This is a genomic window from Microbacterium sp. NPDC090007, from assembly GCF_044748345.1.
In the GTDB taxonomy this organism is placed as follows: Bacteria; Actinomycetota; Actinomycetes; order Actinomycetales; family Microbacteriaceae; genus Microbacterium.
On sequence record NZ_JBIVFV010000001.1, the window covers coordinates 1,528,543 to 1,555,222 of the forward strand.

General features: G+C 71.2%; 22 protein-coding genes. 18 read left to right on the forward strand and 4 right to left on the reverse strand.

Going from position 1 to position 26,680, the window contains the following annotated elements; genetic code table 11:
- Window positions 1–23 precede the first annotated feature (23 nt).
- Entirely contained in the window at window positions 24–821 is a 798-nt protein-coding gene (locus ACIPVB_RS07150) for an NADH:ubiquinone oxidoreductase subunit 4 (chain M) (protein ID WP_400367821.1), read from the reverse strand.
- A 104-nt stretch (window positions 822–925) separates the two neighbouring features.
- Here ACIPVB_RS07150 and ACIPVB_RS07155 point away from each other — a divergent pair, with 104 nt between their 5' ends.
- The 4 genes from ACIPVB_RS07155 (at window position 926) to ACIPVB_RS07170 (ending at window position 5,408) form a co-directional block, all read left to right on the forward strand.
- Window positions 926–1,453: an RNA polymerase sigma factor gene (locus tag ACIPVB_RS07155; RefSeq protein ID WP_400367822.1), complete on the forward strand. Its 528-nt coding sequence runs from the start codon at window positions 926–928 to the stop codon at window positions 1,451–1,453.
- Window positions 1,450–2,583 carry a hypothetical protein gene (locus ACIPVB_RS07160; protein WP_400367823.1) on the forward strand — a complete coding sequence of 378 codons (1,134 nt, stop codon included), beginning with the start codon at window positions 1,450–1,452 and terminating at the stop codon, window positions 2,581–2,583. Before ACIPVB_RS07155 ends, ACIPVB_RS07160 begins: the two co-directional genes overlap by 4 nt.
- Before the next feature lie 47 nt (window positions 2,584–2,630).
- The gene (locus tag ACIPVB_RS07165) at window positions 2,631–4,427 is read left to right on the forward strand and encodes a proline--tRNA ligase (RefSeq protein WP_400367824.1); all 1,797 of its coding nucleotides are present in this window, start codon (window positions 2,631–2,633) and stop codon (window positions 4,425–4,427) included.
- 159 nt (window positions 4,428–4,586) lie between these two features.
- Entirely contained in the window at window positions 4,587–5,408 is an 822-nt protein-coding gene (locus ACIPVB_RS07170; protein ID WP_400367825.1) for an aldo/keto reductase, read from the forward strand.
- A gap of 6 nt (window positions 5,409–5,414) precedes the next feature.
- On the opposite strand, the gene ACIPVB_RS07175 is transcribed toward ACIPVB_RS07170, so the two are convergent.
- On the reverse strand, window positions 5,415–6,224 hold the full coding sequence (locus tag ACIPVB_RS07175; RefSeq protein ID WP_400367826.1) for a DUF1206 domain-containing protein: 810 nt from the start codon (window positions 6,222–6,224) through the stop codon (window positions 5,415–5,417).
- A 138-nt stretch (window positions 6,225–6,362) separates the two neighbouring features.
- Here ACIPVB_RS07175 and ACIPVB_RS07180 point away from each other — a divergent pair, with 138 nt between their 5' ends.
- From ACIPVB_RS07180 to rbfA, 6 genes are all read left to right on the forward strand, one after another.
- On the forward strand, window positions 6,363–8,858 hold the full coding sequence (locus tag ACIPVB_RS07180; RefSeq protein WP_400367827.1) for a glycogen/starch/alpha-glucan phosphorylase: 2,496 nt from the start codon (window positions 6,363–6,365) through the stop codon (window positions 8,856–8,858).
- A gap of 288 nt (window positions 8,859–9,146) precedes the next feature.
- Window positions 9,147–9,749, forward strand: coding sequence for a cyanamide hydratase (locus ACIPVB_RS07185; protein WP_400367828.1), 603 nt, complete (start codon window positions 9,147–9,149; stop codon window positions 9,747–9,749).
- Between the two features lie 119 nt (window positions 9,750–9,868).
- Window positions 9,869–10,858, forward strand: a complete 990-nt coding sequence (gene nusA, locus ACIPVB_RS07190; protein WP_400367829.1) for a transcription termination factor NusA — start codon at window positions 9,869–9,871, stop codon at window positions 10,856–10,858.
- A gap of 33 nt (window positions 10,859–10,891) precedes the next feature.
- Entirely contained in the window at window positions 10,892–11,143 is a 252-nt protein-coding gene (locus ACIPVB_RS07195) for a YlxR family protein (protein ID WP_400367830.1), read from the forward strand.
- A gap of 93 nt (window positions 11,144–11,236) precedes the next feature.
- Complete coding sequence (gene infB / locus ACIPVB_RS07200) at window positions 11,237–14,032, forward strand: translation initiation factor IF-2 (RefSeq protein WP_400367832.1); 2,796 nt, start codon at window positions 11,237–11,239, stop codon at window positions 14,030–14,032.
- Window positions 14,033–14,249: 217 nt separating this feature from the next.
- Complete coding sequence (gene rbfA / locus ACIPVB_RS07205) at window positions 14,250–14,726, forward strand: 30S ribosome-binding factor RbfA (protein ID WP_400367833.1); 477 nt, start codon at window positions 14,250–14,252, stop codon at window positions 14,724–14,726.
- 226 nt (window positions 14,727–14,952) lie between these two features.
- On the opposite strand, the gene ACIPVB_RS07210 is transcribed toward rbfA, so the two are convergent.
- The gene (locus tag ACIPVB_RS07210; protein ID WP_400367834.1) at window positions 14,953–15,831 is read right to left on the reverse strand and encodes an A/G-specific adenine glycosylase; all 879 of its coding nucleotides are present in this window, start codon (window positions 15,829–15,831) and stop codon (window positions 14,953–14,955) included.
- Window positions 15,832–16,231: 400 nt separating this feature from the next.
- Between ACIPVB_RS07210 and ACIPVB_RS07215 the strand changes: the two genes are divergently transcribed.
- From ACIPVB_RS07215 to ACIPVB_RS07235, 5 genes are read left to right on the forward strand one after another with little or no spacing between them, the layout of a single operon-like run.
- Window positions 16,232–16,738 carry a hypothetical protein gene (locus ACIPVB_RS07215; protein ID WP_400367835.1) on the forward strand — a complete coding sequence of 169 codons (507 nt, stop codon included), beginning with the start codon at window positions 16,232–16,234 and terminating at the stop codon, window positions 16,736–16,738.
- On the forward strand, window positions 16,738–17,631 hold the full coding sequence (gene truB, locus ACIPVB_RS07220; protein ID WP_400367836.1) for a tRNA pseudouridine(55) synthase TruB: 894 nt from the start codon (window positions 16,738–16,740) through the stop codon (window positions 17,629–17,631). The genes ACIPVB_RS07215 and truB overlap by 1 nt, the downstream gene beginning before the upstream one ends.
- Window positions 17,628–17,996 (forward strand): hypothetical protein, encoded by a 369-nt coding sequence (locus ACIPVB_RS07225; protein WP_400367838.1) that lies wholly within the window; start codon window positions 17,628–17,630, stop codon window positions 17,994–17,996. The genes truB and ACIPVB_RS07225 overlap by 4 nt, the downstream gene beginning before the upstream one ends.
- A 45-nt stretch (window positions 17,997–18,041) precedes the next feature.
- Window positions 18,042–18,461 carry a hypothetical protein gene (locus tag ACIPVB_RS07230; protein ID WP_400367839.1) on the forward strand — a complete coding sequence of 140 codons (420 nt, stop codon included), beginning with the start codon at window positions 18,042–18,044 and terminating at the stop codon, window positions 18,459–18,461.
- Window positions 18,458–19,402, forward strand: a complete 945-nt coding sequence (locus ACIPVB_RS07235; protein WP_400367840.1) for a bifunctional riboflavin kinase/FAD synthetase — start codon at window positions 18,458–18,460, stop codon at window positions 19,400–19,402. The genes ACIPVB_RS07230 and ACIPVB_RS07235 overlap by 4 nt, the downstream gene beginning before the upstream one ends.
- Window positions 19,403–19,414: 12 nt before the next feature.
- Here ACIPVB_RS07235 and ACIPVB_RS07240 read toward each other — a convergent pair whose 3' ends face one another.
- A complete protein-coding gene (locus tag ACIPVB_RS07240; protein ID WP_400367842.1) occupies window positions 19,415–20,782 on the reverse strand; it encodes an MFS transporter in 1,368 nt (455 codons plus the stop codon).
- 97 nt (window positions 20,783–20,879) lie between these two features.
- On the opposite strand from ACIPVB_RS07240, the gene ACIPVB_RS07245 reads away from it, so the two are divergent.
- The 3 genes from ACIPVB_RS07245 to ACIPVB_RS07255 all read left to right on the forward strand — a co-directional run bounded on the left by ACIPVB_RS07245 (window position 20,880) and on the right by ACIPVB_RS07255 (window position 26,311).
- Complete coding sequence (locus ACIPVB_RS07245; protein ID WP_400367843.1) at window positions 20,880–23,273, forward strand: heavy metal translocating P-type ATPase; 2,394 nt, start codon at window positions 20,880–20,882, stop codon at window positions 23,271–23,273.
- Between the two features lie 55 nt (window positions 23,274–23,328).
- The gene (locus tag ACIPVB_RS07250) at window positions 23,329–23,958 is read left to right on the forward strand and encodes a hypothetical protein (RefSeq protein ID WP_400367844.1); all 630 of its coding nucleotides are present in this window, start codon (window positions 23,329–23,331) and stop codon (window positions 23,956–23,958) included.
- A 193-nt stretch (window positions 23,959–24,151) separates the two neighbouring features.
- Window positions 24,152–26,311 carry a DEAD/DEAH box helicase gene (locus ACIPVB_RS07255; protein WP_400367845.1) on the forward strand — a complete coding sequence of 720 codons (2,160 nt, stop codon included), beginning with the start codon at window positions 24,152–24,154 and terminating at the stop codon, window positions 26,309–26,311.
- The last annotated feature ends 369 nt before the right edge of the window (window positions 26,312–26,680 follow it).

Consider the following 26,680-nt stretch of genomic DNA (forward strand, 5'->3'; position numbering starts at 1 on the left):
CTCGTGTTCCGGCGCTCAGCCGGTCAGGCGCCCAGGGCGAAGTCGGCGCGGATCCGCTCGCGCGCCTCGGCGTACTCGGGGAGCGCGGCGAAGGAGGCGATTTTGTCGGCGAGGACCGAGTCGCCCACGATCTCGGGTTCGAGGACGAACGTCGCGAAGGTCTCGGCGAAGTCCTCCGAGGCATTGGTGGCCGCGTAATCGCTGACGAAGTCCGCCTCGTGCGCGGCGTAGAACTCCGCGGCGACGTCGGCGTCCACGTTGTCTCGCGCGGGCGCGTCGTCGTAAACGGCCCAGAAGCGGTCGGCGAAGACCTGCAGGTCGGCGTCGGCCGACAGGCATCCGGCCCCGCTCCACTCGGTGTCGCAGGTCTCGGCATCCCGATCGACGTCGTCGACGCCCAGGCTGAGCAGATGCGCGTATTCGTGCACCAGGGTGGTCAGCAGCAACCGCGGATCGTCGGCGAAGGCGAGGTTGGCGGCGAACACCCACCGGGTCGGGTCGTCGTCGTCGCTGACGACGTAGGCCAGGGTGTCGCTGGTGCCGTCGTCGCCGACGCGGTAGCCCGTGACGTTCGTGCGGACGAACTCGGGCGTCGCGACGCGGATGAACTCGTCCCACACGCGTTGCGCGCGCTCGTCGGGTGCGGGGTCGAGCGCGCCGTCGGGGGTGAGGCCGTACGACGCGGTGATCGCGAAGTCCCCGTCGGCCGGGGAGGGGGAGCGGGAGTCGTCCGCGCCCAGAGCCGAGACACCGACCCAGGCGCCCACTCCGACGAGCAGGGCGAGCGAGAACCCCAGGACGAGGGTCCATCGTGCGCGCATGTGCTCACGATAGGCGTCCGCGCGCGGCGATGGGTGTTGCGGATTCGTTATCGAAAACGGCGTCTCGGCGAGAACCGAGTGCACGTTCGCGGACACTCTTGAGTGTGGATGACGACGACGCCGGGCTGTGGACCCGGGTGCGCCAAGGCGACGAGCTCGCGCTCGCCGCGCTGTTCGACCGATACGACGCACGGCTGTTCCGGCACGCGTCGCGCCTGCTGACCCATCGGGAGGACGCGAAGGATGCCGTGACCGTGGCGTTCTTCGAGCTGTGGCGCAAGCGCGCCTCGGTGCGGCTGGTCGACGGGTCGCCCCTCCCGTGGCTGCTGACGACGGTCGCCCATTGCGCGCGGAATCTCGAGAGGTCGAGCAGGCGGTATCGCGCTCTGCTCGATCGGGCGCCGGTGGCGCAGAGCACGTCAGCGGGGCATGACGACAGCGGGGTGCTCTCGGCGCTCGAGCGGCTGCCCGAGAGGGAACAGGCGGTCGTGGTGCTGTCGGTGCTCGAGGGCTACCCCGAGCGCGAGATCGCCCAGGCGCTGGGCATCCCGGCTGGAACGGTGAAGTCGCGGCTCTCCCGCGCGAAGGCGAGGTTGCGCGACGAGCTCGCGCTGGAAGGGGTACGGGCATGAACGACGAACTGTCGCCCGACGAGCGCGCCGCCCTGCGTGCACGCATCGTGGGCGGGGCCCGTGACATCACGCCCGCGGGAGCCCATCGGGGCGCGTGGATCGCCGGATCCGTGGCGGCACTGCTCGTGGTCGCGCTCGCCGGGGGAGTGGCCGCGACGGCGACGCTCAGCGCGCCGCCGGTGGCGAGCACGCCGTCTCCGACGCCGAGCGCTCCCCTGGAGCCGACACCGACACCGGAGCCGACACCGACCCCGGTCCCGTCGACTCCTCCGACTCCCACGGTGCCGCCGACGCAGGCTGCCCCGAGCGCGGCGTTCGGCGGGGACTGCTCCGAAGTCCTCACGGACGAGGCGGCGACCGAGCTGTCGGGGACGCCGATGCGGGCGGCGTCTTTCCTTCCGGTCTGGGACGCGAGATGGTTGGGGGGAGTGGATTGCGGGTGGCGGGCCGTCGACACCGAGACGTGGCAGGCGCTGAGCGTGACGGTGCTGCCGTGGGCGAGCGTCCCCGAGGCGCAACGTGCGAAGTCGGGTGTCGTCCCTGAGTGCGAGGGTGGCGCGATCTGCGACTATTCGCAACGCTACGGTGCGGCCTGGGTCGTCGTGGCCGCTTCCGACGCCTCGACCGCCGTCTCGGCGGCGGACCAGGTCGGTGCCCGTGCAGCGCTGTTCCCGGGAGGCGACAGACCGCTCGCTGCGACCGCTTGGCGGCTGGTCGATTGCGAGGAGCAGGTTCGCAACGCGGTGGCAACCGGACTGGGGCGCGACGACCTGCGCCCCATCGGCACCGACAACGTTCCGCACGGTCAGGTCTGGGACGTTCTAACCGCCCGCGGTCACGCGGCCTGGTGCTCTTTCACCGCGGCGGCGGATGCAGTAGTCGACGCTCCGAGTCTGCGGGTCAGCCTGGCGGCGGGCGCTCGATCGGATGCCGAGGACGTCGCAGCTTTCGGCGGTGACCCCATCAGCGTGACCGGCGCGGACAGCGCCTGGTGGATCCCGTCTCAGGGAGGAATCGGCGCGCGCATCCTCGCATCCGCACCGGGAGGGGTCGTCGAAGTGGAGTTCAGCAACCTCGCCCGGGATTCTGCTGCGACCATCACGGCGGGAATCCTCGGCGCTCTCGAGTGACCGGGGGCATCCGCCCCTCCTACCCGCGCGGCCTAGACTCGTCTCTCGTGGTCACCCGTCTGTCGAACTACTTCCTCCGCACGCTTCGCGAAGACCCCTCGGATGCCGAGGTCACGAGCCACCGCCTGCTCGTGCGCGCCGGCTACATCCGTCGCAACGCCCCGGGCGTCTTCGCGTGGCTGCCGCTGGGCCTGAAGGTCAAGGCCAAGATCGAGGCCGTCGTGCGCGACGAGATGGCGAACGCCGGCGCGTTCGAGGTGCACTTCCCGGCGCTGCTGCCCCGTGAGCCGTACGAGGTCACGGGCCGCTGGGAGGAGTACGGCGACGCGCTGTTCCGCCTGCAGGACCGCAAGGGCGCCGACTACCTGCTCGCGCCCACGCACGAAGAGATGTTCACCCTGCTGGTGAAGGACCTGTACTCGTCGTACAAGGACCTGCCGCTGACGATCTACCAGATCCAGGACAAGTACCGCGACGAGGCGCGTCCCCGCGCGGGACTCCTGCGCGGCCGCGAGTTCACGATGAAGGACGCGTACTCGTTCGACGCGACGGATGCCGGATTGGACGCCTCGTATCAGGCGCAGCGCGACGCCTACGAGCGCATCTTCACCCGCCTGGGCCTGGAGTACGTCATCGTCGCCGCCGACGCGGGCGCGATGGGCGGGTCGAAGTCCGAGGAGTTCCTGCACCCGACCCCGATCGGCGAAGACACCTTCGTGCGCTCGGCCGGCGGCTACGCGGCGAACGTCGAGGCGTTCACCACGGTCGTCCCCGACGCGCTTCCGATCGAGGGTCAGCCCGATCCGGTCGTCTTCGACTCGCCGAACACCCCCACGATCGCGACCCTCGTCGACCACTCCAACGCGCACCTGGACGCTCCGGCGCCCGGCATCGCCGGTCCCGCGACGGCGGAGGCCGCGCAGTGGACCGCCGCGCACACGCTGAAGAACGTCGTGCTCGCCCTCACCCACCTCGACGGCACGCGCGAGCTCGTCGTCGTGGGTCTGCCCGGCGATCGCGACGTCGACGACAAGCGCGTCGAGGTCGCCTTCGCCCCGGCCGAGGTCGAGGCGGCCACCGAGGCCGACTTCGCCAAGAACCCGCTGCTGGTCAAGGGCTACATCGGCCCCTGGTCGCCCACCGGCGCCGTGCTCGGTGAGGAGTCGGCGACGAAGATCCGCTACTACCTCGACCCGCGCGTGGTCGACGGCACCGCGTGGATCACCGGCGCCAACGTCGACCAGAAGCACGTCCACTCCCTCGTCGCCGGCCGCGACTTCGTGGCTGACGGCTTCGTCGAGGTCTCGACCGTGCGCGTGGGAGACCCCGCCCCCGACGGCTCCGGCCCGGTGGAGCTGGCCCGCGGCATGGAGATCGGTCACGTCTTCCAGCTCGGGCGCAAGTACGCCGAGGCCCTGGGGCTGAAGGTGTTGGACGAGAACGGCAAGCTCGCCACCGTCACGATGGGCTCGTACGGCATCGGCGTCACCCGCATCCTGGCGATCATCGCCGAGCTGAACAACGACGCGAAGGGCCTCATCTGGCCCGAATCGGTGGCGCCGTTCGACGTGCACGTCGTGGCCACCGGTCGTGACGCGGTGGCGTTCGAGCTCGCGGCATCCGTGTCACAGCAGCTCGAGACCGCCGGGCTGGACGTGCTCTACGACGACCGCCCCAAAGTCTCGCCGGGGGTGAAGTTCGGCGACGCCGAGTTGGTCGGCATCCCGCGCATCCTGATCGTCGGCCGCGGCGCGGCCGAGGGGCATGTCGAACTGTGGGACCGCCGCACGGGCGAGCGCGAGACGGTGTCGGTCGACGACGCCGTGGCGGCGCTGACGCGCTGAGCCTTCGCTGCTCCGCTTTTTCACCGCGAGACTGCATCTGACTGACGAAACGGTTGCAGGCTGCAACCGAGATGTCAGCGACATGCAGTCTCGCGGTCATTCCGGGGTCGCGACGAGGGGTGAGCCGACCCGACCCCCCGCTTGGGTAGCGTGGAGGCCATGATCTCGGCCCCCCGCCTGTCGCTCAGCGACGGCTCCACGATCCCCCAGCTCGGCGTCGGAACCTACAAGGTGCCCGCCGATCTCACCGCCGGTCTCGTCGAGGGGGCGATCTCGGCGGGATACCGCCACATCGACACCGCCGCGTTGTACGGCAATGAGGCGGAGGTCGGCGAGGGCCTGCGGGCGTCCGGGCTGGACCGCGACGAGGTGTTCGTCACGACCAAGGTGTGGAACGACGACCAGGGCTTCGATCAGACGCTCCGCGCGTTCGAGGCCAGCGCGGCCCGGCTCGGGCTGGAGCGCGTCGACCTCTATCTGATCCACTGGCCGATCCCCAGCGCCGACCGCTACGTCGACACATGGCGGGCGCTCATCCGGCTGCAGCAGGAGGGTCGCGCGACCTCGATCGGCGTCAGCAACTTCTCGGTGCCGCACCTCGAACGCCTGCGCGACGAGACGGGCCTACTGCCGGCGGTGAACCAGGTCGAGCTGCACCCGCGTTTCCCGCAGGACGATCTGGTCGCGTGGCACGAGGCGAACGGCATCGTGACCGAGGCCTGGGCGCCCTTGGCGCGCGGGGGGCTGCTGGACGAACCGCTCCTGGCGCGGCTGGCCGAGAAGTACGGCAAGACACCGGCCCAGGTCGTCATCCGATGGCACCTGGACCGCGGGCTCGTCGTGTTCCCCAAGTCGGTGTCGCTGGAGCGCGTGCGCGAGAACGGCGACGTCTTCGACTTCACGCTCGACGCCGACGATCGCCGAGCCATCGCCTCCCTCGAGACGGGGGAGCGTACGGGCCGCAATCCCGACCGGGATTGAGAGCGCTCAGGAGTCCAGACGCGCGTAGCGGGCGCGGAACACCGTGAACACGCCGTAGGCGAGGAACCCCACTCCCACCAGGCAGGCCAGAAGCGGCCCCAGCGGCAGGGCCACCACCGCCGAGACGGCACCGTCGAGCCCTCCCGCGGTGTCGGGCTCGACACGGATCGCCGCGGTCACCAGGAGCACGCCGACGACGACCAGCGCGACGCCCTTCGCGACGAAGCCGACGATCCCCAGGATCGTCAGGGCCGTGCCGCGCGCGCCGTCGGGCGTGCGCACCTTGGAGTGGAACGACCGGCGCAGACCCATCCACACGAAGCCGATGCCCACGCCCGCGACGGCGAGTCCCACGGCGCCCAGGATCGCGCCGCCGATCGGCCACGTCAGCACGCCCTGACTCAGCTCCTCCGCGGCCTGTTCGGCGTGCGGGCGGGCTCCCAGGGCGACGGATGCCGACACCAGCCCGACCGCGACGAAGACCAGGCCCTGCGGGGCCTCGGCGAAGATCCGTGCGACCCGGCGCCATCCCGGCAGCCGTCGCGGGGCGAACGCCTGCAGCAGGTGCCATCCGCCGAGGGCGACGAGCCCGACCGCCAGGGCCCACAGGGCCGCGGCACCCAGGGGAGCGGCGGCGAGGGCGCGGAACGCCCCGGTCTGGTCGCTGTCCTGCGGTGCGCCCAGGCCGACCGCGATGACGAGCGCGCCGATGAGCAGATGCAGGATGCCGTTGGCGGCGTACCCGGCGCGCGCGGCGAGACGGAACGCGGGGTTCGCCTCGGCGTCGCGAGCGGCGGTGCGGGCGGCGGAGGGCATCGGCTCACCGTACGCGTCGCCGCCGCGCGTGGACAACCGGTTGCCCCGACCGCGGGTGCAGAGGACCCGCGGGTGAAGATCGTGTGTCGTTCGCGTTCCACCTTGGCGTGCGGCCTCGCGACTCATTACGGTCGGAGAATGCCCGAGCACACCCCCGCGCTGCGTCCCACGCACCCCCTCGCGATCGCCCCCGTCGTCGCCCCCGCGGCATCCGTCGACGGCTTCGCCAAGCAGTTCCTCCAGAACCTCAACTTCGACCAGGGCGTGACGCTGTCGGCGTCCGACGTCAACGACCAGTACCTGGCGCTCGCGTACACGGTGCGCGACTACCTGATGGCGCGCTGGTTCGACGACCGCGCACAGCAGAAGGCCCAGCAGAACAAGACCGTCTGCTACCTCTCGGCCGAGTACCTGCTGGGTCGTCAGCTCGACAACAACCTGCTCGCCGCGCGCCTGACCGACATCGCCACCGAGGCGCTCGCGCAGTGCGGCATCGACATCGACGACCTGCGCGCCGTCGAGATCGAGCCGGGACTCGGCAACGGCGGTCTGGGCCGTCTGGCCGCGTGCTTCGTCGACTCGCTCGCGACCATGAGCATCCCCGCGATCGGGTACGGCATCCGCTACGAGTACGGCATCTTCCGTCAGGCGTTCGCCGACGGTCAGCAGATCGAACAGCCCGACGCGTGGCTGCGCATGGGCTCGCCGTGGGACTTCGCCCACCCCGAGGCCGCCCAGACGATCTCGTTCGCCGGCACCACCGAGACCTACGACGACGGCGGCGTCGAGCGCACCCGCTGGGTGCCCGAGTGGAACGTGCTCGCGGTGCCCTACAACATGATGGTCCCGGGGTACCACAACGGTCGCGTCAACACCCTGCGCCTGTGGCGCGCGGTCGCGACCAACGCCTTCGACCTGCACACCTTCAACTCCGGCGACTACGTCGAGTCGGTGCGCGCGCAGACCTTCGCCGAGAACATCTCCAAAGTGCTCTACCCCGAGGACTCCACCCCCCAGGGCAAAGAGCTGCGCCTGCAGCAGCAGTACTTCTTCGTCGCGGCGTCCATCGCCGACTTCATCGACAACGTGCTGCCCGACGACTTCGACATCGAGAACCTGCCCGAACGCGTCATCTTCCAGCTCAACGACACCCACCCGGTCATCGGCGTGCCCGAACTCATGCGCGTGCTGGTCGACGAGAAGAAGCTCGAGTGGGATGCCGCCTGGGCCATCACCCGGAAGTGCTTCGCGTACACGTGCCACACGCTGCTGCCCGAGGCGCTCGAGGTGTGGTCGGTCGATCTGCTCGGCCGCCTGCTGCCGCGTCACCTCGAGATCATCTACCGCATCAACGACGAGTTCCTGCTCGAGGTGCGCGAGCGCTTCGGCGACGACGAGATGCTCATCCGCAACATGTCGATCATCGGCGAGCACCCGTACCGCTCCGTGCGCATGGCCTACCTGGCCACGGTCGCAGGGTCGAAGGTGAACGGCGTCGCCGAGCTGCACTCGCAGCTGCTGCGCGACAACGTGCTGAAGGACTTCGCCGACATGTGGCCCGACAAGTTCACCAACGTCACCAACGGCGTCACCCCGCGCCGCTTCCTGCGCCTGGCCAACCCCGACCTCTCGGCGCTCATCACCGAGGCGCTCGGCGCGGGCTGGACCGTCGATCTCGAACGCCTGCGCGGACTCGAGGCGCTCGCCGACGACAGCGACTTCCGCGAGCGCTTCGCCGCGGTCAAGGCCGCCAACAAGCGCCGCTTCGCGCGCGTGCTCCAGGCGCGCGGGGACTCCCCGCTCGACGACGGGCACATGCTCGACGTGATGATCAAGCGCCTGCACGAGTACAAGCGCCAGACGCTCAAGGTGCTGCACATCGTCAGCACCTACGAGGGCATCGTGTCGGGTCGTCTGGATGTGGATGCCGTGCAGCCGCGCACCTTCCTCTTCGGCGCCAAGGCGGCCCCCGGCTACGGCATGGCCAAGCGCATCATCCACCTCATCAACGCCGTCGGAGAGGTGGTCAGCGCCGACGAACGGGTCCAGGGCAAGCTCAAGGTCCTCTACCCGGCGAACTACAACGTCACCCTCGCCGAGAGCATCATCCCCGCCGCCGACCTCTCCGAGCAGATCTCGCTCGCCGGCAAAGAGGCCTCGGGTACCGGCAACATGAAACTCGCCCTGAACGGCGCGCTCACGATCGGCACCGACGACGGCGCGAACGTCGAGATCCGCAAGCTCGTCGGCGACGACAACTTCTTCCTCTTCGGAATGAGCGAGCCCGAGGTCGAGGCGCTGTGGGCCGAGGGGTACCGGCCCGCCGACGTCTACCAGGGCGACGAGCGGCTGCGCAGCGCCATCGACCTCATCGCGTCGGGCGCGTTCTCGGGCGGCGACCGCACGGTGTTCGAGCCGCTCGTGTCGAACCTGCTGTACGAGGACCGGTTCATGGCGCTCGCCGACTTCGCGTCGTATCTCGACGCGCAGGAGCGGGTCGACGCGGCGTACGCCGACCAGGACGCGTGGGTGCGCTCGGCGATCCTCAACGTCGCGCGCAGCGGGTACTTCTCGTCCGACCGGGCCATGCGCGACTACCTCGACCGCATCTGGCACGCCACCCCGGTGGGCTGACGCGGTTCCGGATGCCGCGACCCGGGCGCCCGCCCGAGGTCGCGGCATCCGTCGTCGTGTCGCCGGAATCCGGGTTGAGGCCGGGTGCGGTAAGTGCACGACTCCGGAGTTTCGGATGCCGCGCTGCCCGCGCACCCCGGAATCGCGCGGGCACCGCGCCGCGCGGCGTCGTTGTTTCCTGCGTTGTGCACGCGCGCTGGCGGGAAGGCTGCGAAAGCTGGCAGACCGGCGGCGGCGTCGAGGGGGCGACCTGCGCGAGAGTTGAAGCCTCTCGACCCCGGAGGCCCCGTGCGCATCAGCGATTTCCCCGTACCCGACACCCTCGCCGCCCGCGGTGCGCTGGCCCTCGCGCGGGAGTACCAATCGGACGCGATCACGGCGCACGGATTGCGGTCGTGGCTGTGGGCGGAGGCGTTCGCCCGCGTCGAGGGCATCGGGGGTATCGACCACGAGTTGCTCTACGTCTCGGCGGTGCTGCACGACATCGGCACGGTACCCGCGTTCGACAATCACACGCTGTCGTACGAGGACGCCGGGGGCCACGTCGCGATCGCCCTCACGGCCGGCGCGGGTTGGCCGCCCGCGCGCCGCCGCCGCGCGCTCGAGGTCATCGTGCGGCACAACTGGACGAGTGTGGATCCGGCGATGGATGCCGAGGGTCACCTGCTCGAGATCGCCACCGGCCTGGACATCTCTGGCGCGCGCGTCGAGGTGCTGCCCGAGGAGTTCCTCCGCGAGGTGCTCGCCGTTCATCCGCGGGGGACGCTCGCGGCCGAGTTCGGGGCGTGCGTCACCGATCAGGCCGCGCGAAAGCCCGACACCGCGGCTCGACGGCTCGTCGACGGGGGAGTGCGGGCGAAGCTCGCCGCCCACCCGCTCGAACGCCTCTGAACCGCCTGTGCATCGGCATCCCCGTGTCCCTCGGGTCGCGGAGCGGGTGGCATCCCGGGTATCGTAGGAGGGTTGTCGGCGCCGGTCGCGCCGACGAAAGCTGAACAACGGAGGGCCTTGTGGACATCGATCTCGCACTTCTGAAGACGATCGAACGCGAGAAGGAGATCCCCTTCGACGAACTCGCGCGCATCATCGAGCAGGCGATCCTGACCGCCTACGCCAAGCACATCTCGCCCAGCGGCGAGATCCCGGCGGGCGCTCGCGCATCGCTGGACCGCAAGACCGGCCACGTCGGGATCTTCACCCCCGTCACCGACGACGAGGGCGCCGTGATCGGCGAAGAGGAGCAGGCTCCCGACGACTTCGGTCGCATCGCCGCCTTCGCCGCGAAGCAGGTCATCAGCCAGCGTCTGCGCGACATCGCCGACGACGCGGTGCTGGGGGAGTTCCGCGGCAAAGAGGGCGACATCGTCGCGGGTGTCGTGCAGCAGGGGCCCAACCCCCGCATGGTGCACGTCGACCTCGGTACGGTCGAAGCCATCCTGCCGCCCGAGGAGCAGGTGCCCGGCGAGACGTATCCGCACGGATCGCGTCTGCGCGTCTACGTCACCAGCGTGTCCAAGGGCAACAAGGGCCCCCAGATCACCGTCTCGCGCACCCACCCCGGACTCGTCCGCAAGCTGTTCGCGCTCGAGGTCCCCGAGATCGCGGCGGGCCTGGTCGAGATCGTCTCGCTCGCCCGCGAGGCCGGTCACCGCTCCAAGATCGCGGTCAAGGCGAACGACCCCACGGTCAACGCCAAGGGCGCCTGCATCGGCGAGCTCGGCCGTCGCGTCCGCGCCGTCACCGAAGAGCTGGCCGGCGAGAAGATCGACATCATCGACTACGACGCCGAGCTCCCCCGCTTCGTTGCGAACGCCCTGTCGCCGGCCAAGGTGACCTCGTCGTTCGTCCTCGACGCATCGACCAAGGCCGTGCGCGCGCTCGTTCCCGACTACCAGCTGTCGCTCGCGATCGGCAAAGAGGGCCAGAACGCCCGTCTCGCCGCCAAGCTGACCGGCGCCAAGATCGACATCCAGCCCGACAGCATCCTCGAAGACAACTGAGCGTCCGTCTTCCGGGTAGGCGCGAGGTGTAAGATGGATCCCGTACGAACGTGCGTCGGATGCCGCGCACGCGCCCCCCGATCCTCGCTTCTGCGTGTGGTCGCCGACGGATCGGTCCTCGTCCCCGACGAGAGAGCGGTGCTGCCGGGCCGGGGAGCGTGGGTGCACGAGACGGACGCGTGCGTGAAGAAAGCCCTCACGCGCCGCGCCTTCGTACGAGCATTGCGTGTGTCAGGCCCGCTTGACACGCAGACCTTCGAATCACACCTCCAGCGAAAAGGCTGAACGGCTATGGACACGAAGTGAACGGCTCGAAATGAGACCCGTCCGCAACTAACGGTCTGCCCTGTCCGGGGTAGGCCCTCAGACAGGAGAATTGTGGCAAAACCACGCGTGCACGAGATCGCTTCCGAGCTCGGCGTCGACAGCAAGGTCGCGCTTGCGAAGCTGAAGGAGCTCGGCGAATTCGTCAAGAGCCCTTCGTCCACCATCGAACCCCCGGTGGCCCGTAAGCTCCGCGCCGCCCTGGCGGCCGAGGGTTCTTCGGGATCCTCGGATGCCAAGCCCGCCGCCCCCGCGGCGCGCCCCGGTGCCGGCGCCCGTCCGGGTCCCGCGCGTCCCGCGGCGACCCCCGGCGCTCGCCCCTCGGGTCCGACCCCCGGCCCCGCCAAGCCCGCGGTCCCCGCGGCCGCACCGGCTCCGGAGGCACCTGCCCCCGCCGCGGCCGAGGCCGCTCCTGCGGCGTCGGGCCCCGCCCCGGCCAAGCCGGGCGCGAAGCCCGCGGCCCCGTCGTCGACCCCCGCGGCCGGTGGCGGCGCCCCCAAGCCCGGCCCGAGCGCACCCCCGCGTCCGGGTGGCGCCCGTCCGGGCAACAACCCCTTCGCCTCGGCCCAGGGCATGGGCCAGCGTCCCGCCGGCCCCCGTCCGGGTAACAACCCCTTCGCCTCCGCGCAGGGCATGGGCCAGCGTCCGACCCCCGGCAACATCCCGCGTCCCCAGGCTCCGCGTCCCGGCGCCCCGCGTCCCGGTGCCCCGCGTCCCGGTGGTGCAGGTCGTCCCGGCGGCGGCGGTCGTCCCGGCGCTCCGTTCCAGCAGCGTCCCGGCGGTCCCGGTCGTCCCGGCGGCGCCGGTGGCGGCTTCCAGCGCCCCGGTGGCGGCGCTCCGGCCGGCGGTTTCGCCGGTCGTCCCGGTGGCGGCGGTGGCCGCGGTCGTGGTCCCGGTGGGGGAACCGCGGGTGCCTTCGGTAAGGGCGGCGGCAAGTCCAAGCAGCGCAAGTCGCGTCGGGCGAAGCGGCAGGAGTTCGAGATGCGGTCGGCGCCGGTCGTCGGCGGCGTCAACGTCTCGAAGGGCAACGGCGAGATCATCCGCCTGCGTCGCGGCGCCTCCATCGCCGACTTCGCGGACAAGCTCGAGGCCCTGCGCGGGTACACCGTGCAGCCCGGCACGCTCGTGACCATCCTGTTCAACCTGGGCGAGATGGCGACCGCGACCGAGTCGCTCGACGAGGCCACCTTCGAGGTGCTCGGCGAGGAACTGGGCTACAAGATCCAGATGGTCTCGCCCGAGGACGAGGACAAAGAGCTCCTCGAGGGCTTCGGTCTCGACCTCGATGCCGAGCTCGAGGCCGAGAGCGAGGACGATCTCGAGATCCGTCCTCCCGTGGTCACCGTCATGGGCCACGTCGACCACGGTAAGACGCGACTGCTCGACGCCATCCGCCAGACCAACGTGGTCGCGGGCGAGGCCGGCGGCATCACGCAGCACATCGGTGCCTACCAGATCTGGACCGAGCACGAGGGCATCGAGCGCGCGATCACCTTCATCGACACCCCGGGTCACGAGGCGTTCACCGCCATGCGTGCCCGTGGTGCGCAGGTGACCGACATCGCGATCCTCGTGGTCGCGGCCGACGACGGCATCATGCCCCAGACGGTCGAGGCGCTCAACCACGCCCAGGCGGCGAACGTCCCGATCGTGGTCGCGGTCAACAAGGTTGACAAGCCCGATGCCAACCCCGCCAAGGTGCGCCAGCAGCTCACCGAGTACGGGCTGGTCGCCGAGGAATACGGTGGAGACGTCATGTTCGTCGACGTCTCGGCGCGACAGAACCTCAACATCCAGGCTCTTCTGGATGCGGTTCTGCTCACCGCCGACGCCGGTCTCGACCTCACGGCCAACCCGAACAAGGCGGCCCGCGGTGTCGCGATCGAAGCGAAGCTCGACAAGGGTCGCGGTTCGGTCGCCACGGTGCTCATCCAGTCTGGAACCCTCCGGGTCGGTGACGCGATCGTGGCCGGAACGGCTTACGGCCGCGTCCGGGCGATGATGGACGAGAACGGCGAAGCGGTCGAAGAGGCCTACCCGTCGCGTCCCGTCCAGGTGCAGGGTCTGAACTCGGTGCCCCGAGCCGGCGACGTCTTCATCGTCACCGAAGAAGACCGCACCGCCCGTCAGATCGCCGAGAAGCGCGAAGCCGCCGAGCGCAACGCCCAGCTGGCCAAGGCCCGCAAGCGCATTTCGCTCGAGGACTTCACCCGCGCGCTCGAAGAGGGCAAGGTCGAGTCGCTCAACCTCATCATCAAGGGCGACGTGTCGGGTGCCGTCGAGGCGCTCGAGGAGTCGCTGCTCAAGATCGAGGTCGACGACAGCGTCCAGCTGCGCATCATCCACCGCGGTGTCGGTGCGATCACCGAGTCGGACATCAACCTGGCCACGATCGACAACGCGATCGTGATCGGCTTCAACGTCCGTCCCGACACGAAGGCCCGTGAGCGCGCCGCCCGCGAGGGTGTCGACGTGCGATTCTACTCCGTCATCTACAACGCGATCGACGACGTCGAGCAGTCGCTCAAGGGCCTGCTCAAGCCGGAGTTCGAAGAGGTGCAGTCGGGTGTCGCCGAGATCCGCGAGGTGTTCCGCTCCTCGAAGTTCGGCAACATCGCCGGTGTCATCGTGCGATCGGGAACGATCACGCGCAACGCCAAGGCCCGCGTCATCCGCGATGGTGTCGTGCTGGCCGACGGCCTGGCGATCGAGTCGCTGCGTCGGTTCAAGGACGACGTCACCGAGGTTCGTACGGACTTCGAGGCCGGTATCGGTCTCGGCAAGTTCAACGACATCCAGATCGGCGACGAGATCGAGACCACCGAGATGGTCGAGAAGCCGCGAGGCTGATCGTCGGGCGGGAGTCGCGCCGGAGTGCGCGGCTCCCGCTTCGGCCTGCGGGGGTGTGCATCTCCCCGAGCGGAGCGGGGTCCCACCCCGATGCTCGTGGAGATGCGCACCCCCTCTGGCCTACGCTGGTGCGGCTGCCCGTGACGGGAGTCCTGCCCGGCAATGAGCCACGGGGGCACTCGTACTCGCGGCGGTATGGAGCAAGAAGGAGAAGGCAGTGGCAGGGGAACGACAGGCACGGGTGGCGGACCGCATCCGCGTGGTGCTCGCGGAGCGTCTCGAGAAGGGGCTGCGCGACCCGCGGCTCGGGTTCGTGACCATCACCGATGTGCGGGTCACGGGCGACCTCCAGCGCGCCTCGGTGTTCTACACCGTCATGGGCGACGAGGCGCACCGCGCCGACACGGCCGCGGCGCTGAAGTCCGCGACGGGGATGCTGCGCAGCGAGGTCGGGAAGCACCTCAACACGCGGCTGACCCCCTCGCTGGAGTTCATCCTCGACGGCATCCCCGAGAACGCCGACCACATCTCCGCGCTGCTGCGAGAGGCGCGCGAGCGCGACGAGTCCGTCGCCGGTCTGGCGGCGTCGGCCGCGTACGCGGGTGACGCCGACCCGTACGTGAAGCCCCGCGAGGACGACGACGAGGACGCCCCCGACGTCGACGACGAAGACGAAGAGGCCGCGCGCACCTGAGCTCGCGGATGAAAGGACCGGATGCCACCCCAACGGGCGGCATCCGGTCCTTTCGCGTTCCCGGCGGGCGCGGGCGGTACCCGCGCCCCGCCCCCGGACGCGGCCGAGACTCCTGAGACGTCGGGAGCGAAGCCGGCGGGCGGGGCGTTTCGTGCCCGGGTGGGTCGGTTCTTCAGGAGTGGAGGGTCGCGGGCAGCCGGGCGGGGAGGGCGGCCGCGGGCCGGGGTCAGCCGGTCGGGTGGCCCGGCAGGCGCAGCTGCTCGTCGACCGCCTCGGCGAGCCCGTCCGCCACGAGCGAGTCGATGGCGCGATCGCGCTGCGCGGCATCCGGCCATTGCGGCAGCACAGCGAACAACGGCACGGCCGCCGGCGCGGCGTCGCGCAGCGTCTTGAGCACCGCACCGCGCGCTTGACGGTCGCTGCCCTCGTAGGCCGCCTGCTTGCGGCGGCGGTCCTCGGATTCCGGGTAACCCGCGGCGCGCCAGGCGCACTGTCCGGCCAGGGGGCACGCCTGGCACTTCGGCGCACGGGCGGTGCAGACGATGGCGCCGAGCTCCATGGCCGCCGCGTTCACGATCGCCGCCTGCGCGAGGCCGGCGGGCAGTTCGGCATCCATCCGCTCCAGATCCCCGCGATGCGGGGGACCCGGCTGCGCACGACCCTCGACCGCGCGGGCGAGCACGCGCCGGGTGTTCGTGTCGACGACGGGATGCCGGTCCCCGTACGCGAACACGGCCACGGCGCGCGCGGTGTAATCGCCGATGCCGGTGAGCGCCAGCAGGGCGTCGACGTCGCGGGGGACGACGCCGTCGTGCCGGTCGCGGATCTCGACCGCGGCGCGGTGCAGCCACAGCGCACGTCGGGGATACCCGAGGTTGGCCCACTGCGTCACCGCGTCGCCCGGTGCAGCGGCGGCCAGGTCGGCGGGCGTCGGCCAGCGGCCGAGCCACGCCTCGAGGTGCGGGATGACGCGGTTCACCGGCGTCTGCTGCAGCATGAACTCGCTGACGAGCGTGCCCCACGCGCCGAAACCGGGCCGACGCCAGGGCAGATCGCGCGCCGCCTCGCGGTACCAGTCGGTGAGCGGTGCGGCGAGTTGGGGCATCCGTTCAGCCTACGGTCGCCGCGCGACTCGGGCCTGCCGTCGGACGGCACTCGCGCGGGACGCCGCGGCGAGGCGTCTGCGCGCGCGCATCGCGTCGATCGGCACGAAGGTGCGGGGTGGGCTGGAAATGGCGCGGCGGGCGCGGGCAGCCGGCGCGGGGCGGGGCCGGCGGGGCACGGCGGGGCACGGCGGGGGAGGGCGGGTACGGCGGGGGAGGGCGGGTACGGCGGGGGAGGGCGGGGCTGAGTCGGCGCGGGTGACGGGCGGGCTCGACGTGAAGCGGGCGACGGGCGCGGGCGACGGGAAGCGGGCGACGGGCGCGGGTGACGTGAAGCGGGCGACGGGCGCGGGTGACGGGCGGGCGCGGGCCGGTGTCGGTGGGCGAAAGTAGGCTTGAGGCATGGCGTCGACCGAGAACCCCGTCCCCGACCTGCAGCGCAGTCTCGTCGCTCTGCTCCGGCAGAACAACCGCGCCGGGCGCATCGTGGTGGCCGTCGACGCGCTCGACCAGGCTGCGGCGACGGCGTTCGCCGACGACCTCGTGACCGCGATCGCCGAAGAAGGCTCGGCCGTCTTCCACGTGCCGCTGTCCGACGGGACGACCGGGGTGCGCGACACGCTGGTCGCCCCTTTCCGCGCGGGAGAACCCTTCGCAACCGGCGAGGTCGCCCCCGCCGACGCGGTCCTCATCGTCTCGGGGCGCTTCCTGCACGCCCCCGAGGTACGTGGTCTGTGGAACTTCTCGGTCTGGCTCGAGATGAACCCGCCGATCGGCGCGCCGCGCCCCGAACTCCCGGATGCCGAGAAGCACTACCTGCGCACGGTCCGGCCGAAGGCGGCGGCGTCGGTGATCATCGAGAACTCCGACCCGGCTCACCCCGTGCAGGTCTTCGGGGACTTCTGCTGATGGTGCGCCCCGGTATCCTCCTGGTCGACAAGCCCGGGGGCATCACCAGCCACGATGTCGTCTCGCGCGCCCGCCGCGCGCTCGGCACGCGCAAGATCGGCCACGCCGGCACGCTCGACCCGATGGCGACGGGACTGCTCGTGCTCGGCGTCGAGGGGGCGACGCGCTTGCTCACCTACATCGTCGGCGCCGACAAGACCTACGAGGCGACCATCCTGCTCGGGGTGTCCACCGACAGTGACGACGCCGACGGGGTCGAGACGGCCCGAGCGGATGCCGACGCCGTCGCCGCCGTGAGCGAGGCGGCGATCCAGCACGGTATCGCGGCTCTGACCGGCGAGATCGATCAGGTGCCGAGCACGGTGTCGGCCATCAAGGTCGACGGGCGCCGCGCCTACGACCTGGCGAGGGCGGGGGAGCAGGTCGAACTGAAGTCCCGCCGCGTCACCGTGTCGCGCTTCGACGTGCGCGCCGTGCGCCGCGGCGAGGCCACCGTCGAGCTCGACGTCGTGGTCGACTGCACGAGCGGCACCTACATCCGCGCCCTCGCGCGCGACCTCGGTGCCGCTCTCGGCGTGGGCGGGCACCTGACGGCCCTTCGCCGTACGCGCATCGGTTCGTTCGACGTGGCCGCCGCGGCATCCGTCCAGGACATCGCCGAGTCCGCACTGATCGAACCCGCCACGGCGGCAGCCGTCGTGATGGGCGCCCTCGCCGTCGGTGCCGACGAGGCCCGTGACCTGCGTCACGGCAAACGCATCGACGGCGGCGGTCGCCTGACGGGGGCGGTCGCGGCCGCCATCGATCCGGATGGACGATTGATCGGCGTCGTCGAGAAGAGGGGCGCTCAGCTCAAGAGCGTCATGAACATGCCAGAAGAGGTGGCCCGATGATCCTGTGGTTCACGGTGGTCCAGGTGGGCCTCGCGGTGCTCGCGGGTGTCGTCGCGATCGGCGCGGGACTCATCGGTCGGCGCCCGGGCGACGTCACCGTCGGGTCGCTCGCTGTGATCGAACTGCTGCTGATCGTGCAGATCGTGGTGGCGATCATCGCGCCGTTCGCGGGCAACCCGCCGTCGGGCAGTCTGCTGGAGTTCTGGACCTACCTGGTGTCCGCCGCTCTCGTCCCCGTCGCCGGCGCCGCCTGGGCGCTGATCGAGCGCAGCCGTTGGAGCACGGTCGTCATGGGCGTCGCGGCGCTCGCCGTCGCCGTGATGGTGTGGCGCATGCAGGTCATCTGGACGGTGCAGCTCGCCTGACGGCACCGGATGCCGCGTCGTCGACGCGCCTAGAATGGAGGGGTCATGGCATCCACCACTCCCACCCGTTCCCGGGGGATGACCGGCATCGGCCGTGTCCTCGTCGTCGTCTACGGCATCATGGCGCTCGCCGCCACGGGCCGTTCGTTCGTGCAGATCGTGCGCGAGTTCGACGACGCCCCGCTGGCCTACACGCTGTCCGCCCTCGCGGCCGTCGTCTACATCCTCGCGACGCTCGCGCTCGTCTTCTCGGCGCGGCCGGCGTGGTTCCGCGTGGCGTGGGTCGCGATCGGCTTCGAGCTGGTGGGCGTGCTCGTGGTGGGCACGCTCAGCCTGGTGCTGCCGGCGCTGTTCCAGCACCCCACGGTGTGGTCGGTGTACGGCTACGGTTACCTCTTCATCCCCCTCGTGCTGCCCTTCCTGGGGCTCTGGTGGCTCGTGCGTCACCGTCGGACGACATCGTGATCGTTTTCCGCGACCCGGCCGAGGTCCCCGCGGGCTTCGGTCCCTCGGTCGTCGCGATCGGTAAGTTCGACGGGGTGCACACCGGCCACCGCGCGGTCATCGATCGCGCCCGCGTCGACGCCTCGGACGGCGCGCACGTGGTGGCGGTCACCTTCGACCGCAACCCGCTGAGCGTGCTGCGGCCCGAGAAGTGTCCCGCCGACGTCATCGGCCCGCACCAGAAGCTCGAGCTGCTCGATCGCGCCGGCGTCGACGCCACGCTGCTGCTGACCTTCGACGAGGCGCTCGCCACGATCCCCGCCGAGGAGTTCGTCCAGCGCATCCTCGTCGACGCGCTCGAGGCGCGGACGGTTCTGGTGGGCCGCGATTTCCGCTTCGGCGCCGGAGGAGCGGGCGATCCTGCGCTCCTGGAGCGCATGGGCGCCGAGCACGGGTTCCGCGTCGACATCGTCGACGATGTGCGCGCGGTGCACCTTGACCGCCGCGTGTCGTCGACCTGGATCCGCGAGGCCCTCGCTGCGGGCGACATCTCCACCGCCGCACGCCTGCTGGGTCGGGCGCCCTCGGTGTGGGGCGAGGTCGTGCACGGCCTCAAACGCGGACGTGAGCTGGGGTATCCGACGGCGAATCTGTCCCCCGATCTCGAGGGCTTCGTGCCCGCAGACGGCGTCTACGCCGGGTGGCTCGTCGACGTCGACGGGGCGCGACGCATCAGTTACCCCGCCGCCATCAGCGTGGGCACCAACCCCACGTTCGACGACGTGCACACCCGGCAGGTCGAGGTGTACGTGATCGACGAGACCGACCTCGATCTCTACGGACGCCACGTCGAGGTGCGCTTCGTCGAACGGGTGCGCGGAATGACGGCCTTCGACGGCGTGGACGCGCTGCTCGTGCAGATGGCGGACGACGTCGAGCGCTCGCGCGTCATCCTGCGCTGAGTCCCATCGGCGTCACTCCGCCCGCGAAAGGTGGTTGCGGATGCCGAGGAACGACGCCGTCGCCCCCAGGACCATCAGCGCGGCGGTGAAGACGGCCGCACGATGGAAGCCGTCGAGGTCGAGCGCTCCGCCCACGATCGACGAGACCGCGGCGATGGCGAGCAGTCCCGCGACCCGCGACACCGCGTTGTTGACGGCCGAGGCGATCCCCGACCTCTCGGAGTCGATCGCGCCCAGCACGGCGGCGGTGAGGGGCGAGACCGTCGCGGTCAGACCCAAGCCGAACACGATGACCCCCGGCAGCACCTGCGTCCAGTAGTCGAAGTCGCCCCGCACGTTCAGCAGGAGCAGAGCACCGGCCGCCATGACCAGCGGCCCCAGCGTCATGAACAGGCGGGGTCCGAAGCGCCCCGACAGGGCGCCCATGCGCGAACTCAGGGCGATCATCAGGATCGTGCTGGGCAGGGATGCCAGACCGGCGAGCGTGGCGGACAGTCCCGCGCCCTGCTGCAGATACACGCTCACCACGAAGCCGTTGAGCGACAGGGCGGCGTAGACGAAGACCGTGGCGAGATTTCCGGCCCAGAAGTTGCGGGAGCGGAACAGTCCGAGCGGCATCATCGGCTCGCGGGCCAGGCGCTGGCGCACGAGGAAACCGGCGAAGGCGAGGGCACCGATGAGACCGGGGATCCAGATGAGCGGGGAACCCCACCCGAGATTCGGTTGCTCGATGAGCGCGAAGACCACTCCGCCGAGCCCCGCCGCGCACAGCACGGCCCCCAGCACGTCGACGCGGGCGCCCGGGCGCCGATGGTCGCGGTGGCCCAGACGCGCGAGGAGCCAGAGCGTGACCCCGATCGGCAGCACGTTGACGAGGAAGACGAGCCGCCACGAGAGCGCGTCGACGAAGACGCCGCCGACCAGGGGGCCCGCGAGCATCGCGACGGTGGTCGCACCGGTCCAGATGCCGATCGCCCGCGCCTGCGCCGGGCCGCGGAAGGTCGAGGTGATCAGGGCGAGCGAACTCGGCACGAGCAGCGCGCCGGCGACGCCCTGCAGGGCGCGCGCGACGATGAGGAACTCGGCCGTCGGAGCGGCGGCGATCGCGACCGAGGCGACCCCGAAGCCGACCAGGCCGATGCGCAGCACGACCACGCGCCCCAGGACGTCGCTGAGGGATCCCGCGACGAGGATGAAGGCCCCCAGGGTGACCAGGTAGGCATCGACCACCCACTGCTGCGTGGAGAGTCCGCCCCCCAGATCGCGGGCGATGGCGGGGAGGGCGACGTTGACGACGGTGCCGTCGAGGAACGACACGAAGGATGCCAGGACGGCGATCGTCAGCACCACGCGCTGTTCGCGGGTCATCGTGTCAGTCATGTTCCGAGCGTACGGCCGGCCACCGACGTCGTGGCGGGGGTCGACAAGGATCCCCCGCCCCGGAAATACCCCCTGGGGGTATCGTATTGAGGGTGGTATGAGCGAAGGAGACACCGTGGCCGAAGGGATCGGGGCGGAGAACACCGCTGAGGCGGTCCTCGACATCGAGGGCATGACCTGCGCGAGCTGCGTCGCGCGCGTCGAGAAGAAGCTGCGGCGCGTCGAAGGGGTCGACGCGGCGGTCAACCTCGCGACCGAGACCGCGCGGGTGCGCTACCCGGCCGATCTCGACACGGCGGCGCTCGTCGACGCCGTGCGTGCGGCCGGATACGACGCACGGGTGCGCTCGCGGGCGGCGGTCGAGCGCCCCCGGCCCGTGGTGGTCCCCGCCCCGGGAGGCGGGATCGATGCCGCCACCGGTCGCGGCGTCCAGCCCGGGGGCGCGACGGGCCCGGTCGCCGCCATTCCCTCCGCGCATGCGGCAGAGGATGCCTCCGCGCCCGGCGCGGCCGTCCACGTCACCGCCGACGTCCCCGGGGCGACGCCCCTGCGCGTGCGCCTGTGGGTCTCGCTCGCCCTCGCGGTCCCGGTCATCGCCCTCGGCATGATCCCGGCTCTGCAGTTCCCCGGCTGGCAGTGGGTCTCGCTCGCCCTCGCGACCCCGATCGTGCTGTGGGGCGGCTGGCCCTTCCACCGGGCGACGTTGCGCAACGCCCGGCACGGCGCCGCGACCATGGACACGCTCATCACCCTCGGTACGTTCGCCGCGTACGTGTGGAGCGTGTGGGCCCTGCTGTTCGGCTCGGCCGGGCGGATCGGCATCCGTCACGAGGTCATGCTCCTCGGCCCCGTCCACGACGCCACCTCCGCCGTGTACTTCGAGGTCGCCGCGGCCGTCACCGTCTTCCTGCTGCTCGGCCGCGTGATCGAGCAGCGCTCCACGCGACGCGCCGGAGCCGCGCTGAGGGCATTGCTCGACCTGGGCGCGCGCGAGGCGGAACTCGCCGACGGACGCCGCATCGACATCGACCGCCTCGTCGTCGGCGACGAGTTCGTCGTGCGCCCGGGAGCGACCGTCGCCACCGATGGTGAAATCGTGGAGGGACGGGCCTCGATCGACGAGAGCATGCTCACCGGGGAATCCCTGCCGGTCGACGTCGCGCCGGGTTCGCGCGTGACAGGCGGCACGATCGCCTCGGGGGGACGCCTCGTCGTGCGCGCCACCGGTGTGGGGGAGCAGACCCGTCTCGCGCGCATCGCGCGCCTGGTCGAGGACGCCCAGCTCGGCAAGAGCCGCGTCCAGCGCCTGGCCGACCGGATCTCGGGGGTCTTCGTCCCCGCGGTGATCGTGCTCGCGGCGCTCACCCTCGTCGCGTGGCTCGTCGCCGGGCAGCCGGCCGCCGCCGGGTTCACCGCCGCCGTGGCGGTGCTGATCATCGCCTGCCCGTGCGCGCTCGGACTCGCCACGCCCATCGCGATCCTGGTCGGGACCGGTCGCGCCGCGCAGCTCGGCATCCTGGTCACCGGACCGGCCGCCCTCGAATCCGCCGAGCGCATCGACACGATCGTGCTCGACAAGACCGGGACCCTCACCGCGGGACGCATGAGCGTCACGAGGGTCACTCCCGCGCCGGCCCAGGACGCCACCGAGGCGCTCCGCCGCGTGGCCGCGGTCGAACGCGGGTCGGAGCACCCCCTCGCACGGGCCATCGTCGCGGCCGCCGGCGACGGACCGGTCGCCCGCGATCTGCAGGCCCTGCCCGGTCGCGGGGTCATCGGCGCCGTCGACGGCGTGCGCGTGTTCGCCGGTCGCCCCGCGCTCGCAGCCGATCTCGGCGCTCCCATTCCCCCGGCCCTTCTCGCCGCGGTCGAGGAGGGCGAGCGACGGGGCACGGTCGTCGTGGCCGGGTGGGCCGACGCCGCGGGGGCGCAATCGGCGCGCGTCGTCATCGAGATCGCCGACACGGTGCGGACGCAGAGCGCCGCCGCGGTGGCGCAACTGCGCGGCATGGGACTCGAACCCGTGCTGCTCACCGGCGACAACCCTCACGTCGCGCACGCCGTCGCCGCCGAACTCGGCATCGAGAAGGTCCGCGCGGGGGTTCTGCCCGAGGGCAAGGTCGACGCGATCGCCGCCCTCCGCGCCGAGGGGCGCACCGTCGCGATGGTCGGTGACGGCGTGAACGACGCCGCCGCCCTGGCGTCGTCCGACCTCGGTATCGCGATGGGAGGGGGGACGGATGCCGCGCTGCACGCGAGCGACGTGGCGCTCATGCGCGACGACCCGCGCGGAATCGTGACCGCCGTCGCCCTCAGCCGTCGCACGATGCGCGTCATCCGCGGCAACCTGTTCTGGGCGTTCGCCTACAACGTGGCGGCCCTGCCCCTCGCGGCGCTCGGCCTGCTCAACCCGATGCTCGCGGGGGCGGCGATGGCGTTCTCGAGCGTCTTCGTCGTGCTCAACAGCCTGCGTCTGCGGCGCGCGGGCTGAGACCTCGGGTCGGCTCCGGCTGCGGGTTAGGGTCGAAGCGATCCCTGGAGGTTCCATGTCCCCCCTCGTCCGCGTCGGCATCGCCGGCGTCGTCGGTGCCGTCCTGGCCGTCTTCCTTTCGGCGTGCGTCCCCGAGACCGAGTCCACCGCGCCGACGTCCGGTCCGGCGTCCTCGTCGGCAGCGCCCTCGTCGACCGCCTCGGCCACTCCCACCCCGACGGTCAGCGCGACGCCCACGACGGCGCTGCCGGCCTCGTGCGACGGCGTGTACTCCGAGGCGATGCGGACGACCCTCGAGAACGAGATCGCGCCCCTGAACGATCCCCAGGTGACGCTGCTCTCGACGGCGCAGGCGCCCCTCCTCGAGCTGTTGCAGAGCGTTCCGACCGTGCGCTGCACGTGGGGCGGGCCCGGAGACCGGGGTCTTGCCACGAACGTCTCGGTCGTCGACCCCGGGCAGGCGGCGATCATCCGTGATGCGCTCTCGGGCGCCGGCTTCGGATGCGACGACGCGGACGGCGTCACCACGTGTCGCATCGAGCAGCGCGGTGTCTCGCTCGAGGATCGCCCGTACGAGCGCGGGGAGACGCAGGCCATCGCCGGTGACATCTGGGTGTCCACCTCGTGGATCAACGAGAACCCCGAGGGATACACGCAGGACATTCTGTCCACCGTGGGGGGATGACGCGCCCGCGGAGCGGCTAGAATGGAGGAGATCCCGCCATCCGCCCGCTCGCGAACCGTTCCGGTTCCCGCGTCCGGGACGCAGGCACCGCCGCTCCGGCGGCCTGCCGGGTGATGTCCCCCGGGGTCACTGATCCACCGGCCTCAGGCCGGGACGTCCCGGACCCGTTCCGGACGACACGCTCAGGAGGAGCATGCCGACCACGGCAACCGCCGCCCGTAGCTCGAGCCAGCGGCGCAGAAAGACCACGTCATCCCGACGAGACGACGAAGCCCCCGTCATCCCGATCCTCGCGCGCAAGGTGCGCGAGGTCGAGGCCAAGGCGCAGCGGGGCAAGCTCGGACCCACCAACAGGGTGAAATTCCAGGTCATCGCCTTTCTCGTGCGCGAAGAGCGCGCCCGGGTGAAGGCCGACACCGAGATCACCGATGCCGCTCGCGCGGATCTGCTCAAGCGCCTCGACGGGGTGGCGACGATCCTCGCCAAGACCGCCGCGCGCGACACCTCTCTGATCCAGCTGCTCGAGGTCGATGCGGCCACCTCGCCGGTCGCCCGGCGCATGCGTCGCGACTGGCTGCTCGAATCCGGCGCCGAGCTGCCGGCGGACGAGCTCATCATCACCGACAACGCCCCCAAGATCGCCCCCGTCGTGCCCGCGGCCCTGGCCGAGAAGCAGGTCGTGCCGCCCTCGATCGAGGCGCGTCAGATGGCGAACCCCTTCCTGCCCCCCGACCTCACCCCGCGCGCCACGGGCGACGCCCCGCGTCGCCGGCTCGACGGCTGGGAGCTGATGGGACCGCTGTACAAGGCGTTCGAGACCGGCGCCGGAGGGTCCGCCGCGAGCATGGACCTGCCGCCGGTTCCCGAGTTCGACCGGCTCTCGCCGCGCGGACTCGAGGTCATGCCGCATCAGTCGCGCTTCCTCGAAGCCGTCCGCACCGGGCACCGTTCGTTCCTGCTCGCCGACGAGCCGGGCCTGGGCAAGACGGCGGAGTCGGTGCTCGCGGCGTCCGTCGCCGATGCCTACCCGCTCCTGGTGGTCGTCCCCAACGTCGTGAAGATGAACTGGGCGCGCGAGGTGCACCGCTGGACCCCGCAGCGGCGGGCGACGGTCATCTCGGGCGGCGGTAGCGACATCGACGCCTTCGCCGACGTCTTCATCGTGAACTACGAGATCCTCGACCGGCACCTGTCGTGGCTGTCGTCGATCGGGCTCAAGGGCGTCGTCGTCGACGAAGCGCACTTCATCAAGAACCTCACGTCGCAGCGTTCGCAGAACGTGCTGGCGTTGGCATCCCGAGTGCGTCAGCAGACGCGCGATCCGCTCCTGCTCGCGCTCACCGGCACGCCGCTGATCAACGACGTCGAGGACTTCGACGCGATCTGGCGCTTCCTCGGCTGGACCAACGGTGAGAAGCCGGGTCCCGAGCTGATGCAGAAGCTGGATGCCACGGGCCTGACCCCCGCCGACAAGGCGTTCTACCCCGAGGCGCGCGAGGCCGTCATCTCGATGGGCATCGTCCGGCGCAAGAAGAAGGACGTCGCCGCCGACCTCCCCGACAAGCTCGTCGCCGATCTGCCGGTGGAGCTCGACGACGAGTTCGGTCGTTCGATCCGCCAGGCCGAACGCGAGCTCGGCGCCCGCCTCGCCGCCAAGTACCGTCGCGTCATCGAGGCACGCGGGGACCGGGGTCTGGCGCCGGGCGAGATCGACGACGACATCGTCCGTCTGGTCGCGCACGGCGAGCTCGAAGAGGCCAAGGCTGCGGGATCGGGCAGCGAGAACGTCTTCACGATGGTCCGCCGCATCGGTCAGGCCAAGGCGCACCTCGCCGCGGACTACGCCGTGCAACTGCAGCGCTCGGTGGGCAAGGTCGTCTTCTTCGCCAAGCACATCGACGTCATGGATGCCGCCGAGGCGCACTTCAAGGCGTCCGGCCTGACGGTGGTGTCGGTCCGCGGTGAGCAGACCTCGACGGCTCGCCAGGCCGCGATCGACGCGTTCAACGGTGACCCCGGCGTGAGCATCGCGGTGTGCTCGCTGACCGCCGCCGGTGTCGGCCTGAACATGCAGGCCGCATCCAACGTCGTGCTCGCCGAGCTGTCGTGGACCGCCGCCGAGCAGACGCAGGCCATCGACCGCGTGCACCGTATCGGTCAGGGCGAGCCCGTGACCGCCTGGCGGATCATCGCCGCGCACACGATCGACACCAAGATCGCCGAGCTGATCGACTCGAAAGAGGGACTCGCCCAGCGCGCCCTCGACGGTCAGACGATCGAGCCCGGCTCGAGCGATTCGGTGCAGCTGTCCGCGCTCATGCACCTGCTGCGTCAGGCGCTCGGCACGGCCTGATCGCGCGTCTCCCGAACGCCCCGGTCGCCTCGGCACCGGGGCGTTCGTGTGCTCGGGCGCCCGCGCCGTCGTGCGGATGCTCGGCGCCGGGGCGTTCGTGTCCTCCGGCGCGCGCGCCGTCGTGCGGATGCTCGGCGCGGGGGCGTTCGTGTGCTCCGGCGCGCGCGCCGTCGTGCGGATCCTCGGCGCCGGGGCGTTCGTGTCTTCCGGCGCGCGCGCCCACGTGCGGGTCCTCGGCGCCGGGGCGTTCGTGTCTTCCGGCGCGCGCGCCCACGTGCGGATGCCGACGACGACATGCCGTGGCCGGGGACTCGGCCGACGGCGTGTCGCGGCTGACGTCCGCACGATGGCGGTGATCGGGGCCGGTGC